This window comes from Rhodococcus sp. NPDC057014, assembly GCF_042673295.1.
Classification (GTDB): Bacteria; Actinomycetota; Actinomycetes; order Mycobacteriales; family Mycobacteriaceae; genus Rhodococcus_F.
This window is the reverse complement of record NZ_JBHUSF010000271.1, coordinates 1-12,744: the sequence shown is the minus strand read 5'-3', so window position 1 is coordinate 12,744 and position 12,744 is coordinate 1. Positions and strand designations below refer to the sequence as shown.

Sequence of the window (12,744 nt, the reverse complement as noted above, 5' to 3'; positions counted from 1 at the left end):
GGCCCGGAGCCTGCTCGCCGATGTGCGTGCGCTGAAAGCCGCTGAATCAGACCCGCTCGAACACCGCGGCCAGACCCTGGCCGCCGCCGATGCACATCGTCTCCAGGCCGTAGCGGGACTCGCGACGGTCCATCTCCCGCAGCAGGGTGGCGAGAATGCGGCCGCCGGTGGCTCCGACCGGGTGGCCGAGCGAGATGCCGGACCCGTTGGGGTTGAGGCGTTCGTCGGTGGGGTCGAGGTCCCAGCTGCGGAGGACGGCGAGGGTCTGCGCGGCGAAGGCCTCGTTCAGTTCGATGACACCCAGGTCGGACAGCGACAGCCCGAGCTGACCGAGCGCCTTCTCCGTGGCGGGCACCGGGCCGATGCCCATGGTGCGCGGCGGGACGCCGGCCACCGCCCACGACGCCATCCGGGCGAGGGGCTTCAGTCCCAGTTCCTTCGCCTTCTCGGCGGTCGTGACGATGCACACGGCGGCGCCGTCGTTCTGGCCGCTGGCGTTGCCCGCGGTGACGGTGGACGCGGGGTCGATCTTGGAGCGGATGGCGCGGAGCTTCGACAGCGATTCCACGGTGGTGTCGGCGCGTGGGTGCTCGTCCTTGTCGACGACGAGCGGGTCCGACTTACGTTGCGGCACCGTCACTCCGACGATCTCCTCGGCGAAGCGACCCGACTCCTGCGCGGCGACGGCACGCTGGTGCGACTGCACGGCGAGCGCGTCCTGATCCTCACGGCTGATGTCGAATTCGGCGCGCAGGTTCTCGGCGGTTTCGATCATGCCGCCGGGCACGGGGAAGTTCGCGCCGCCGGCGGTGACGCGGGCGCGGGCGAGCCGGTCGGCGAGTTGCACCCCTTCGCCCTTGACACCCCAGCGGATGTTCGGGTTGGTGTAGAACTCGGCCTGGCTCATGGATTCGGCGCCGCCGGCGAGCACGAGGTCGTTGCCGCCGGACGCCACCTGCAGCACGGCGGTGATGACGGCTTGCAGACCGGAACCGCAGCGGCGATCGACCTGCATGCCCGGGACGTCGATGCCGAGTCCGGCGTCGAGGGCCGCGATCCGGCCGATGGCCGGTGCCTCTCCGCCCGGGGACGCCTGACCGAGGATGACGTCGTCGATCTGGCTGCCGTCGATGCCGGTGCGTTCGACGAGCGCCGTGATGACGGTGGCGGCGAGGCTCTGGGGAGTGATGTCCTTGAACACCCCACCGAACCGCCCGACCGGCGTCCGGAGGGGCTCGCAGATGACGACGTCACGCATGAAAAGGCCTTTCGTGAAGATTCCTGGGGCACAGCGTCAGCGGTTGACGGTGGCGAGGTCCTGTTCGATGTCGGTTGCGGTGACCCGCAGCGACGGGATGAGAGCGGAATGCAGATCCTCGAGGCTGTACCGGGCGGCCGGCGTGGAGATGTTCACCGCGGCGACGGTGAGACCGGAGGCGCCCCGGATCGGTGCGGCCATCGACCGCAGGCCCGCCTCGAGTTCCTGGTCGAGAACGCAGATGCCGTCCGCTCGGACCGCGAGAATCGCGGCCTTCAGGTCGTCGCGGGCCGTGATCGTGCGCTCGGTGAGGCGCTGGATGTCGAGCTTCTCGAGGTACGCGTCGAGTTCGTCGTCGGGCAGTCCCGCCAGCAGGACACGGCCCATCGATGTGGCATACGCCGGGAGCCGGGTGCCGATGGTGATGCCCACCGTCATGATCCGGCTGACGGGCACACGGGCGACGTACACGATGTCGGCGCCGTCGAGGATCGACACCGACGACGACTCGTGGACCTTGTGGCTCAACTTCTCGAGGTGCGGCTGCGCGACCTCCGGAAGCGACAGACTCGACAGGTAGCTGTACCCGAGTTCGAGGACCCGCGGCGTGAGCCAGAATGCGGAACCGTCCGTGGCGACGTAGCCGAGTTCGACGAGGGTGAGCAGGAACCGGCGCGCGGTGGCGCGGGTCAGGTCGGTGGCGCGGGCGACGTCGCTGAGCGTGCGCCGCTGATTCTGGTGGTCGAAGCAGCGGATCACGGCCAGGCCCCGGGCCAGCGATTGCACGTAGTCGGGGGACGGGAGGATCTTCTCCGTCGGTTCGGTAGCTGTCATGTCTGCGAATCCTCCACTGTCGACTCGGCCGCCAGGTCGGCGAGGGCCTGCTTGCCGAGGGCGAACCCGAGATTGCTGTTGGGCACGCCCGCGTAGACGGCGGTGTGGAGGAGCACCTCGCCGATGGTGCCGGCGTCGACGCCGGCACGGAGGGCGGCCCGGATGTGCATGTCGAGTTCGTGCTCGTTGCCGACCGCGGTGAGGACGGCGATGGTGAGCAGTCGGCGCAGTTCGTGGTCCAGCCCGGGACGCGACCAGATGTCGCCCCACGCGGTGCGGGTGATGAAGTCCTGGAACGGTGCCGTGAAGTCGGTGGTCCCGGCCACGGAGCGGTCCACGTGGGCGTCGCCGAGCACCGAGCGGCGCACGGTCATGCCCTGGGCGTGCGCGGCGCGGCGTCCGCGCGCATATCCGCCGCCGGCGATGTGTTCGCGCAGCAGCGCCGTGACGGCGCCCGCCTGCTCGAGGTTCGCGACGTGGGCGGCGGGGGAGAGCACCTCGAACCGGGCGCCGGTGATGCCGTCCGCGAGGACCTGCATGACCGACGGCGGAGTGGACGGATCCTCCTCGCCCGCGATCACCAGTGTCGGTGCGCTGATCCGGGAGAGGTCGGCGGTGAAGTCCCAGTCGGCGAGGGCGTCGCAGCACGCGGCGTATCCCTCGGGCGACGTCGACGCGATCATGTCGCGGTAGTGCCGGACGAACTCCGGGTCCCGCTTGGCCAGGCCCTCACTGAACCAGCGTGCGACGACGGCATCGGCGAGCGACTCGGGGCCGTCGGCGCGGGACGCCGCGGCCCGCTCGATCCATCCCTGCGGTTCGCCGAACTTCGCGGCGGTGCACAGCAGCGACAGCGACAGCACCCGCCGCGGGGTGTGCGCGCCGAGCCACTGGGCGATCGCGCCGCCCATGGACAGTCCGACGAAATGGGCGGCGTCGACTCCGAGGGAGTCGAGCAGTGCGAGAACGTCCTCGGACAGTTCGCGGACGGAGTACGGCCCGTCCGGTGCGGGCGACTCGCCGTGGCCCCGCTGATCGACGGCGACGACCCGGCATTCGTCGGACAGCGCCGCGATCTGCGGGTCCCACATGGACCGGTTGGAACCGAGCGATCCGAGCAGGACGACGACGGGGGCGTCGGCCGCGCCGCTGCGGGGTCCGGAGATTTCGTGTGCAAGTGCGACTGTCATCGCGTTCCTTCCCGGCCGCGGGCCACTGTCTCCAGTGCGCGGTCGACGATGTCGTGGGCGTGGCCGAGGTACCCGGCAGGGTCGAGCAGGGCGCGGATCTCGTCCGCGGGCAGGTAGTCGAGGAGCCCCGGATCCTCGTCGAGACGGTGCCCGCTCCGGCACGCGGCGGTGACGAGGTCGCGCGCGTTGTCGGTGTGGGCGGACAGGGCTCCGGTGACCCGTTCCGCGAGGAGCAGGCCGCCGGTGATGTCGAGGTTGCGGGCCATCGCGTCGGGGTGGACGTTCAGTCCGCCGAGCGAGTCGGCGATCCGCGCGACGGCGCCACCGGTGAGGCGCAGCAGGTCCGTGACGGTTTCCCACTCGGCATGCCAGGGGCCGGCGGCGCGCTGCTGCTCGTGATCCATCGAGCCGAGGATCGTCGCGACGAGCCCCGAGGTGCGGCGGGCCGCGGCGCGGGCGGCGATCGCGGCCACCGGATTGCGCTTGTGCGGCATGGCCGACGAACCGCCGGGCGACCCTTCGCTGACCTCGCCGACCTCGGTGGACGACAGGAACACGACGTCGGTGGCGATCTTCGACACCGCGCCCGCGGCCGTTCCGAGCGCCGACGCGAGCAGCGCGATGCGGGTGCGGTCGGTGTGCCAGGGCACGTCCTGGCGCGCGAGTCCGAGTTCGTCGGCGAGGACGTCGGCGACGTCGAGGCCGTGCGGGTAGAGCGCGGCGGACGTTCCGGCCGCGCCTCCCAATTGCACGGGAAGGCCGTCGAGTGCGTCGAACAGTGCGCGAGAAGCCCTGTGCAGTGCGGTCATCCACCCGGCGGCGAGCACGCCGAACGTGGTGGGCAGCGCTTGCTGGCCGAGGGTGCGGCCTGCGATCGGGGTGCCGCGCTGGGCTCGCGCGAGGGCCTCGGCGCACAGCACCGCCTCGTCGAGGGACGCCAGGACGTGCGCGCCCGACCGGCGGCACAGCAGCATCAGGGCCGTGTCGAGAATGTCCTGACTGGTGGCGCCCTTGTGCACGTGGCTTCCGGGCACCCCGGCCTCGGTGGCCGCGACCTCGCTGCGGAGCAGTGTCACCAGCGGGATCACCGGATTGCCACCCGCTGCCGACGCGTCGCCGAGGGCCCCGACGTTCACGGAGCCGTCGGCGACGATGCGCGCGAACACGGAGGAGATCGCGTCGGCGGACGCGGCGGGGATGACGCCGCACTTCGCCTCCGCCCGGGCCAGTGCCCCCTCGACCTCGACCATCGCGGTGACCCACGCCCGGTCGGAGAGCAGCGCCGACAACTCGCCGGCACCGAACGTCGGATCGAACAGGGCACCCCGGGAGGTCTCCGGAGAGTTCACACGCGACACCTTTCTGGGTTTGCGGCCGATTACAGGGCGAAGAACGGGGTTTCCCGTCCGTCCGTGTTCTGCACGTGGATCGTCAGGTGGTATCCGCGATCGGTCTTCTCCGCGATCAGCTTGGGGCGGTCGGCTTCCGGGACGGCGGCGAGCACGGGGTCCGACGCGTGGGCGTCCGTGTCCTCCGGGAAGTAGAGACGCGTGTAGAGGCGTTCGAGCATGCCGCGGGCGAACAGTCCGACGTTGATGTGCGGGGCCTCGACTGCGCCGTCCTCGGCGGGGAGGGTGCCCGGTTTGACGGTGTGCACCACGATCGTGCCGCTCTCGTCGGCGAACACGCGTGCCAGGCTGCGGAATCCGGCGGGGGTCGCCTCGGCGGCACCGCGCGGGTCGGCAGGACTGTCGAACCGTCCCGCGGCGTCGGCTTGCCAGGTTTCGATCATCGCGTCGCCGATGGGCTGACCGGCGCCGTCGATGACGTTGAAGGACACGGTGATTCGTCCGGGAGCATCCTCGGGGACGGCGTCGCCGCTGTTCTCCCACGTGGGGAACAGGCCGATGTGGACGTACGGTCCGACGGTCTGGGACGGGGTGACGCCGAACGGCACCTCGTCCTGGCTCCGGGCGAAGACCGGGTACCGCGGGGCGTCCGGGTTCTGGGTGTCGATCATCAGTGGCCTTCCGCATCTTCGAACGGGGTCGCGTCCTGGCCGCGCAGGACGATGTCGAACTTGAATCCGACGGCCCAGTTCTCCCGGGTCTGGTCGTAGTCGAACGTGCTGATCATCCGCTCGCGCGCCGCTTCGGGCACCGAGTTGTAGATCGGGTCCTGGAAGAAGAACGGATCGTCCGGGAAGTACATCTGCGTGACCAGGCGCTGGGTGAACGCCTGACCGAAGAGCGAGAAGTGGATGTGCGCGGGCCGCCACGCGTTGTGGTGGTTGCCCCACGGGTACGCGCCCGGCTTGATCGTCGTGAACTCGTAGTGGCCCTGCTTGTCGGTCAGGCAGCGCGCGACACCGTTGAAGTGGGGGTCGAGCGGCGCGGGCCAGGAATCGTTCTTGTGGCGGTAGCGGCCGCCTGCGTTGGCCTGCCACACCTCGATGAGGGTGTCGGGGATGGGCTTCCCGGCGCTGTCGAGGACGCGGCCGTGGACGATGATGCGCTGACCCTGGGCCTCGCCGCCGTTGGCGCGGGTCATGTCGTTCTCACCCTGGGTGACGTCGGCGTCGCCGAAGACTGGACCGGTGATCTCGCCGAGCCGCTGCGGGATCAGGATCAGGTCGTTCTTGGGGCTGCGCAGCCGAGTCGTCTTGTACTCGGGGAACAGCAGCGGGGCATTGGCTTCGTGCCCGGCTTGGTAGTGGGCTGGCAGATGCAGCATGGAAGAAGATCCTCACGTTCTCGATGTGAACAGTCGGCCGCTATTCGCACATAGTAGTCGCGTTCTGTGATGGGGCCAACAGGCGGGGCGCAATTTGTTCGCAATGTGGATGGGTGTTCACTACTCGAACATTTTGCGGTAGCCTGGGTCACATGGTCAACAAAGTCTTCGCAACGGCGGCCGAGGCCGTTGCCGACGTCCCCGACGGAGCGTCCCTCGCAGTGGGTGGCTTCGGCCTCGTCGGTATCCCCTCGGTCCTCATCGACGCCCTCCTCGCACAGGGTGCGACCGACCTCGAGACGGTCAGCAACAACTGCGGCACCGACGGTTTCGGTCTGGGTCTGCTCCTCGAGCAGCACCGGATCCGGCGCACGATCAGCTCGTACGTCGGCGCCAACAAGGAATTCGCGCGGCAGTACCTCAGCGGCGAGCTGGAGGTCGAGCTCACCCCGCAGGGCACGCTGGCCGAACGCATGCGCGCCGGGGGAGCGGGCATCCCCGCCTTCTACACCCCCGCCGGTGTCGGAACGCAGGTCGCCGACGGCGGTCTGCCGATCCGCTACGACGGCAAGGGCGGCATCGCGGTCGCCAGCAAGCCCAAGGAGACCCGCGAGTTCGACGGAGAGTCCTTCGTCCTCGAACGCGCCATCCGCACCGACTTCGCGCTGGTCCACGCGTGGAAGGGCGACCGGCTCGGCAACCTCGTGTACCGGGAGACCGCCCGCAACTTCAACCCCGACGCCGCGGGCGCCGGTCGCATCACCATCGCGCAGGTCGAACACCTCGTCGAGCCCGGCGAGATCGACCCCGCCGAGGTGCACACCCCCGGCATCTTCGTCCAGCGTGTGGTCGAGGTCGGCAAGCAGGAAACGGGAATCGAGAACAGGACGGTGCGGGCATGAGCTGGACGCGTGACGAGATGGCGGCCCGGGTCGCAGCCGAACTCGAGGACGGACAGTACGTCAACCTCGGCATCGGCATGCCGACCCTGATCCCCGGTCACATCCCGGCGGGCAAGGACGTCATCCTGCACTCGGAGAACGGCATCCTCGGCGTCGGGCCGTACCCCACCGAGGACGAGGTCGACCCCGAGCTGATCAACGCGGGCAAGGAAACCATCACCGTGGTGGCCGGTGGGGCCTTCTTCTCCTCGTCCGACTCGTTCTCGATGATCCGCGGCGGCAGCGTCGACGTGGCCGTTCTCGGCGCGATGCAGGTCAGCAGTCACGGCGACCTGTCCAACTGGATGGTCCCCGGCGCCATGGTCAAGGGCATGGGCGGCGCGATGGACCTCGTCCACGGTGCGGGCAAGGTCATCGTGATGATGGACCACGTCACCAAGAAGGGTGAGCACAAGATCCTCGAGGAGTGCACGCTGCCGTACACCGGCAAGCGCTGCGTCCAGAAGATCGTCACCGACCTCGCCGTCATCGACGTCACCCCCGACGGCCTGCGGCTCGTCGAGACCGCACCCGGTCACAGCGTCGAGGACGTCCAGGCGGCGACCGGCGCGAAACTTCTCGTCGACGCCACGGTCTAGACGCCCGTCGTTCCCGCGCGCAGCCCTCGTGGACCCGTACCCTCTGGGCATGGGTGTGAGCGTGCGGGCCGCGACCAAATCCGACATCCCCGAACTGGCGCGGGTCCTCGCCGACGCGTTCTTCGACGACCCCGTGATGGTGTGGATGTGGCCGGATCCCGAACGCAGGCGGCGCGGCCTGCCGAGGCTGTTCGGCGTGGAGATCCGCCACCACCATCTCGCCGGCGGGGGCGCCGAGGTCGCCCAGGACGGTGACGGCGTGATCCGCGGCGCCGCCATGTGGGATCCGCCGGGCGGCTGGAAGCAGTCGACGTGGTCGTCGCTCCTCAGCCTGCCCGGGCTGATCCGCGCGTTCGGTCCGCGCCTGGGCGTCGGCGCCGCGGTGAGCGGAACCGTCGAAGACGCGCACCCGGTGGATCCCGTGCACTGGTACCTGGCGACGATCGGGACGTCGAGCGCGGGGCGGGGTGGCGGCTACGGGACGGCGTTGTTGCGGTCGCGGCTCGACAGGTGTGACGCCGACGGCATCCCGGCGTACCTGGAGTCGAGCAAGAAGGACAACATTTCGTACTACCAGCGGTTCGGCTTCGACGTCGCCGGTGAGATCCGGAACCGGACGGCGGGCCGACACTGTGGGCGATGTGGCGGGATCCCGTCCGCGCGAACCCTTAGGCTAAGCTCGGCAAGCCTTACCTAAGTGGATCGAAGTACCTGGTAGACGAGAGGGTCGCCGCATGAACGTGGGTCAACAGAGGATCGGCCTGAGCCGACGCGGATTCCTCGTGGGCACCGGGGGAGCGCTGCTCGCGTTCGCCGCGGCCTGCAGCAGCTCCGACGGCGACGGCAACGGCAACGAGCCCGCCGGCCCCGTCGTCGCCCACAAGTACGGCGAGACCCAGGTGCCCGTCGACCCGCAGCGCATCGTCAGCGTCGGCTACAACGACCAGGACACGATCCTCGCGCTCGGCGGCCCCCTGGCAGGCACGTTCGACTGGTACGGCGACTACCCCTACGGCGTGTGGCCGTGGGCGCAGGACCTCCTCGGCGATGCGAAGCCGGAGATCGTCGGCACGGCGTCCACCAACATCGACTTCGAGAAGGTCGCGGCCGTCGCACCGGACCTGGTGGTCGGCACCTACTCCGGCCTCACCCAGGCCCAGTACGACAAGCTCAGCGCCATCGCGCCGACGGTCGCACAGCCCAAGGAGTTCGCCGACTACGGCGTCCCGTGGCAGGACCAGACGCGGATTCTCGGCGACGCACTCGGCAAGAAGGACAAGGCCGCCGAACTCGTCTCCGGTGTCGAGACGCAGTTCGCCGACGTCCGCGCCGCCAACCCCGCGTTCGCGGGCAAGACCGTCCTCGTCGGTGCGCTCAAGGGACCGGGGCAGTTCGGCGTGTACGGCCCGGAGGACCCGAAGGTCCGCTTCTTCACCGAACTCGGTTTCGTGAACCCCCCTGTGACGGAACAGATCACCGGCAACTTCGCGGAGATCAGCACGGAGCAGCTGTCGCTGGCGAACGTCGACCTCCTCGTCTGGTACGCGGGCGGCGGGTACGGCGACAAGCTGCGCGCGGAACTCGACAAGACGCCGATCTACCAGGAACTCGACGTGGTCAAGGCCGGTCGCACGATCACGCTCGAGGACGCCGCCGCCGAGGCGATGGCGTGGAGTACCGTACTGAGCCTGCCGTACGCGTTGAACGAGATCCCGCCGCGGGTCGCGCCCCTGCTCGCCTGAGACGCGGATGTCCGACGGCGTGAGCCCGGTTCGTGATACCAACGACTCGTGACCGCCATTCCTGAACTCCACGCCGGAACTCCTTTCGACGACCTCGACGACTATCTGGCGCTCGGCCGCGTCGGCGGCCTCGCGCTGTCGGCGGACGGGCGAAGGCTCGTCGTCGCGCAGTCGACGCTCGACGAGAAGTCGACGAAGTACGTCACCGCGCTGTGGGAGATCGATCCCACCGGCGAGTTCGCGGCGCGCCGGCTCACCCGCGGCCGCACCGGCGAGTCCAACGCGACGTTCACCAGCGACGGCGACCTGCTCTTCACGTCCTCCCGGCCGACGCAGGACGAGGACGACCTTCCCGACGACCTGTGGCGACTGCCCGCGCGGGGCGGCGAGGCGGTGATCGTCGCGCGACGCGGCGGCGGCATCACCGGGGTCCGTGCCGCCCGGTGCGCGCCGCGTTTCGTCGTGACCACGGGCGTTCTGGGGAGATCCGGCGAGTCCGCCGACGACGAGCGGGTGCGCGCCGAGCGCAAGGAGAAGAAGGTCTCGGCGATCCTGCACACGGGCTACCCGATCCGCTACTGGGACCACGATCTCGGCCCCGACGTGCCGCACCTGCTGTCCGCCCCGCTGGACGCGCTCACGGAGAACGGGCAGGAGCCGCAGCTCACCGATCTCACGCCGATGCCGGGTCCGGCGCTACGGGAGGCGAATTACGCGCTGAGCGACGACGGCACGTTCGTCGTGACGTCGTGGACGGTTCCCGGCCCGCTGGCGTCGATCCGGAACATCCTCGTGCGTGTGGACACCGAGACGGGGGCGCGCACCGTCCTCGTCGACGACGGCGACGCCGACCTGTCGGACCCGGTGATCTCCCCGGACGGACGGCACGTCGTGTTCACGCGGGAATCGCACGCGACACCCGACTCGGCGCCGCGATTCACGCTGCACCGGTACAGCTTCGACACCGGCACCGTCACGGACGTGGCACCCGGGTGGGACCGGTGGGCCACGTCCGTGGTCTGGTTGTCCGACGGCTCGGGTCTCCTCGTGACCGCCGACGACCGCGGGCGCGCACCGATCTTCCTCCTCCGCGACGGCGCGGACCCCACGCCGGTCACCACCGACGACTTCGCCTACACCGACCTGCAGGTCGCTCCGGACGGGTCCACGGTGTTCGCGCTGCGGGCGTCGTACGCGGCGCCGCCGCACCCGGTCGGCATCGACATCACCACCGGCGCCGTGTCGCTGCTGAAGGCGCCCGCGGACCTCCCCGAACTCCCGGGCACGCTGACGGAGGTCGAGACGGTCGCCGCGGACGGCGCGGCGGTGCGCGCATGGCTCGCGGTGCCGACCGGCGCCTCCGCGCACGCGCCGGTGCCGCTCGCGCTGTGGGTGCACGGCGGCCCCCTGGGTTCGTGGAACACCTGGTCGTGGCGGTGGAACCCGTGGCTGCTGGTGGCGCGGGGATACGCCGTGCTGCTGCCGGATCCGGCCCTGTCCACCGGCTACGGGCAGGAGTTCGTCGAACGGGGCTGGGGGAAATGGGGGAAGGCGCCGTTCACCGACCTCATGTCGATCACCGACGCCGCGGTGGCCCTGCCCGAGATCGACGAGAAGCGCACCGCGGCGATGGGCGGATCGTTCGGCGGATACATGGCCAACTGGATCGCCGGGCACACCGACCGGTTCAAGGCGATCGTCACCCACGCGAGCCTGTGGGCGCTGGACCAGTTCGGCCCCACCACCGACGCCGCCTGGTACTGGCAGCGGGAGATGACCCCCGAGATGGCCGTGGAGAACTCACCGCACCTGTACGTCGCGGACATCGTGACGCCGATGCTGGTCATCCACGGCGACAAGGACTTTCGCGTCCCGATCGGCGACGGGCTGCGGCTGTGGTTCGAGCTGCTGTCCGAGTCGGGATTGCCCGCGGACGACGACGGGGTCACCGACCACCGCTTCCTCTACTTCCCCGACGAGAACCACTGGATCCTCACCCCGCAGAACGCGAAGGTCTGGTACCAGGTGGTGCTGTCGTTCCTCTCGGAGCACGTGCGGGGCGAGGACGTCGCGCTGCCCGAGATCCTGGGCACGTAACCGGTTCGCAGGGGCCGCGTCGAGGTGGTGTCACGCCCGCCTCTCGCGGCCCCGGTCGAATTCCTTGCCGCCCCACACCCCGGACTGAGCGGTCGCCCTGGCGAAGAGTTCACAGCGGATCCGCAGCGCGCAGTGCAGGCACACGTCGCGCGCGTACGCGAAATCCTCGGTCGGGAAGGGGAACCACCGGTCCGGCTCGGGGTCTTCGCGGCACGCCGCGTCGACCCACCCGGCGGGATCGTCGGAGACGGGCAGCAGTGTGGACAGGGTCGTGTCCAGGACGTCGGTCATCGGGAGATCTCCCCTTTCCGGGAGAAGTCGGTCGGTGGAGGCGGAATGCCCGGGGATCTCGCGGCTACACCGCCGCGAGATTCCGCCAGATCTGCCGTTGCGCCTTCTCGATGTGCCGCGGCGCCTTCGGCTCCCGATCCGCGACCGACTCGGCGGCGCCGACACTGATCAGCACCACCGCGCGTTCCGCGGGAATCTCACAGAGCGCCTCGAATGTCACGTTGAGGACCAGCACGGCGGCACGCGACCAGGTGCGGGCGTCGAGCGCGGTCGAGGGCGGGTTACGGGAGAGGTGCCTCACGGGTGTTCTCGGTTCTGTCGTCGGTTCGCGGCGGTGGAGGCACGCCGGGCGACGATCGTCGATTCGGGCGTGTCAGGCGGTCCGCTGGGGCTTCGCGGCGGGCATGATCCCGCGTTCGCCTTGCAGGCCGGCGAAGGAAGGGGCGTTGCCCGGGTCTGACGGGCGCAACGCGACCGCGTGGGCAGTGGGCCGTGCGCGCATCGCAACTTCCTTCCTCGAGTCGACGTGTGACCGATCGGAACCCGTCGAGCATGGCACACCGCCGCACTCGTGTCCTGGCATTTTTCGTGCCGTGGGAGCCGCGAACAGGGGCCCGACGAATCGGACAGGACGCGCGACACGTCCGATGGATGCGGTGAAGTGGCCGTTCGATCGCTACGGTGTTCGATACGTACCCCGAATGAAGGAGACATCGTGGCACTTCCCCAGCTCACTGACGAACAGCGGGCAGCAGCTCTCGAGAAGGCCGCCGCCGCTCGTAAGGCACGCGCAGAGCTCAAAGACAAGCTCAAGTCCGGTGACATCACCCTCAAGCAGGTCCTTTCCAAGGCCGATGTCGACGACATCATCGGAAAGACCAAGGTCAGCGCCATCCTGGAAGCCCTGCCGAAGATCGGCAAGGTCAAGGCCCAGGAGATCATGGCCAACCTCGAGATCGCGCCGACCCGTCGCCTCCGTGGCCTCGGTGACCGTCAGCGCGACGCCCTGCTGGCTCACTTCAGCTGACACGTTTCCCGGGTGCCCGCCCCACGCCGTCC

The 12,744-nt window shown here is 69.7% G+C and carries 13 protein-coding genes and 1 pseudogene; 6 read left to right on the top strand and 8 right to left on the bottom strand.

Annotated features, from left to right (window positions below):
* Positions 1-46: 46 nt before the first annotated feature.
* The 6 genes from ACFTZB_RS34865 to pcaH are packed head-to-tail and all read right to left on the bottom strand — an operon-like array spanning position 47 to position 6,015.
* Positions 47-1,258: an acetyl-CoA C-acetyltransferase gene (locus ACFTZB_RS34865; protein WP_378438780.1), complete on the bottom strand. Its 1,212-nt coding sequence runs from the start codon at positions 1,256-1,258 to the stop codon at positions 47-49.
* Between the two features lie 36 nt (positions 1,259-1,294).
* Positions 1,295-2,092: an IclR family transcriptional regulator gene (locus tag ACFTZB_RS34860; protein WP_378438778.1), complete on the bottom strand. Its 798-nt coding sequence runs from the start codon at positions 2,090-2,092 to the stop codon at positions 1,295-1,297.
* On the bottom strand, positions 2,089-3,282 hold the full coding sequence (gene pcaD, locus ACFTZB_RS34855) for a 3-oxoadipate enol-lactonase (RefSeq protein ID WP_378438776.1): 1,194 nt from the start codon (positions 3,280-3,282) through the stop codon (positions 2,089-2,091). The genes ACFTZB_RS34860 and pcaD overlap by 4 nt, the downstream gene beginning before the upstream one ends.
* A complete protein-coding gene (pcaB, locus tag ACFTZB_RS34850) occupies positions 3,279-4,631 on the bottom strand; it encodes a 3-carboxy-cis,cis-muconate cycloisomerase (RefSeq protein WP_378438774.1) in 1,353 nt (450 codons plus the stop codon). The genes pcaD and pcaB overlap by 4 nt, the downstream gene beginning before the upstream one ends.
* A 29-nt stretch (positions 4,632-4,660) precedes the next feature.
* Positions 4,661-5,302, bottom strand: a complete 642-nt coding sequence (gene pcaG, locus ACFTZB_RS34845) for a protocatechuate 3,4-dioxygenase subunit alpha (protein ID WP_378438772.1) — start codon at positions 5,300-5,302, stop codon at positions 4,661-4,663.
* Complete coding sequence (pcaH, locus tag ACFTZB_RS34840) at positions 5,302-6,015, bottom strand: protocatechuate 3,4-dioxygenase subunit beta (protein ID WP_378438770.1); 714 nt, start codon at positions 6,013-6,015, stop codon at positions 5,302-5,304. Before pcaH ends, pcaG begins: the two co-directional genes overlap by 1 nt.
* 152 nt (positions 6,016-6,167) lie before the next feature.
* On the opposite strand from pcaH, the gene ACFTZB_RS34835 reads away from it, so the two are divergent.
* From ACFTZB_RS34835 to ACFTZB_RS34815, 5 genes and pseudogenes are all read left to right on the top strand, one after another.
* The gene (locus ACFTZB_RS34835) at positions 6,168-6,917 is read left to right on the top strand and encodes a CoA transferase subunit A (protein WP_276138529.1); all 750 of its coding nucleotides are present in this window, start codon (positions 6,168-6,170) and stop codon (positions 6,915-6,917) included.
* Positions 6,914-7,555 (top strand): 3-oxoacid CoA-transferase subunit B, encoded by a 642-nt coding sequence (locus ACFTZB_RS34830; protein ID WP_072946559.1) that lies wholly within the window; start codon positions 6,914-6,916, stop codon positions 7,553-7,555. The genes ACFTZB_RS34835 and ACFTZB_RS34830 overlap by 4 nt, the downstream gene beginning before the upstream one ends.
* Before the next feature lie 49 nt (positions 7,556-7,604).
* A pseudogene (locus ACFTZB_RS34825) lies at positions 7,605-8,227 on the top strand (GNAT family N-acetyltransferase).
* Between the two features lie 62 nt (positions 8,228-8,289).
* Positions 8,290-9,297, top strand: coding sequence for an iron-siderophore ABC transporter substrate-binding protein (locus tag ACFTZB_RS34820; protein ID WP_378438767.1), 1,008 nt, complete (start codon positions 8,290-8,292; stop codon positions 9,295-9,297).
* Between the two features lie 48 nt (positions 9,298-9,345).
* On the top strand, positions 9,346-11,394 hold the full coding sequence (locus tag ACFTZB_RS34815) for a prolyl oligopeptidase family serine peptidase (RefSeq protein ID WP_378438765.1): 2,049 nt from the start codon (positions 9,346-9,348) through the stop codon (positions 11,392-11,394).
* 30 nt (positions 11,395-11,424) lie between these two features.
* Here ACFTZB_RS34815 and ACFTZB_RS34810 read toward each other — a convergent pair whose 3' ends face one another.
* Both ACFTZB_RS34810 and ACFTZB_RS34805 read right to left on the bottom strand, forming a co-directional pair.
* Complete coding sequence (locus tag ACFTZB_RS34810; RefSeq protein WP_124391198.1) at positions 11,425-11,685, bottom strand: WhiB family transcriptional regulator; 261 nt, start codon at positions 11,683-11,685, stop codon at positions 11,425-11,427.
* 64 nt (positions 11,686-11,749) lie between these two features.
* A complete protein-coding gene (locus tag ACFTZB_RS34805; RefSeq protein ID WP_378438762.1) occupies positions 11,750-11,986 on the bottom strand; it encodes a hypothetical protein in 237 nt (78 codons plus the stop codon).
* Between the two features lie 414 nt (positions 11,987-12,400).
* Between ACFTZB_RS34805 and mihF the strand changes: the two genes are divergently transcribed.
* A complete protein-coding gene (mihF, locus tag ACFTZB_RS34800; protein ID WP_005248100.1) occupies positions 12,401-12,712 on the top strand; it encodes an integration host factor, actinobacterial type in 312 nt (103 codons plus the stop codon).
* Positions 12,713-12,744: the final 32 nt, after the last annotated feature.

Bases quoted from the DNA above. Each gene is read 5' to 3' on its own strand.
- ACFTZB_RS34865 (WP_378438780.1), bottom strand. From the start codon at position 1,258: ATGCGTGACGTCGTCATCTGCGAGCCCCTCCGGACGCCGGTCGGGCGG.
- ACFTZB_RS34860 (WP_378438778.1), bottom strand. From the start codon at position 2,092: ATGACAGCTACCGAACCGACGGAGAAGATCCTCCCGTCCCCCGACTAC.
- pcaD (WP_378438776.1), bottom strand. From the start codon at position 3,282: ATGACAGTCGCACTTGCACACGAAATCTCCGGACCCCGCAGCGGCGCG.
- pcaG (WP_378438772.1), bottom strand. From the start codon at position 5,302: ATGATCGACACCCAGAACCCGGACGCCCCGCGGTACCCGGTCTTCGCC.
- pcaH (WP_378438770.1), bottom strand. From the start codon at position 6,015: ATGCTGCATCTGCCAGCCCACTACCAAGCCGGGCACGAAGCCAATGCC.
- ACFTZB_RS34835 (WP_276138529.1), top strand. From the start codon at position 6,168: ATGGTCAACAAAGTCTTCGCAACGGCGGCCGAGGCCGTTGCCGACGTC.
- ACFTZB_RS34830 (WP_072946559.1), top strand. From the start codon at position 6,914: ATGAGCTGGACGCGTGACGAGATGGCGGCCCGGGTCGCAGCCGAACTC.
- ACFTZB_RS34820 (WP_378438767.1), top strand. From the start codon at position 8,290: ATGAACGTGGGTCAACAGAGGATCGGCCTGAGCCGACGCGGATTCCTC.
- ACFTZB_RS34810 (WP_124391198.1), bottom strand. From the start codon at position 11,685: ATGACCGACGTCCTGGACACGACCCTGTCCACACTGCTGCCCGTCTCC.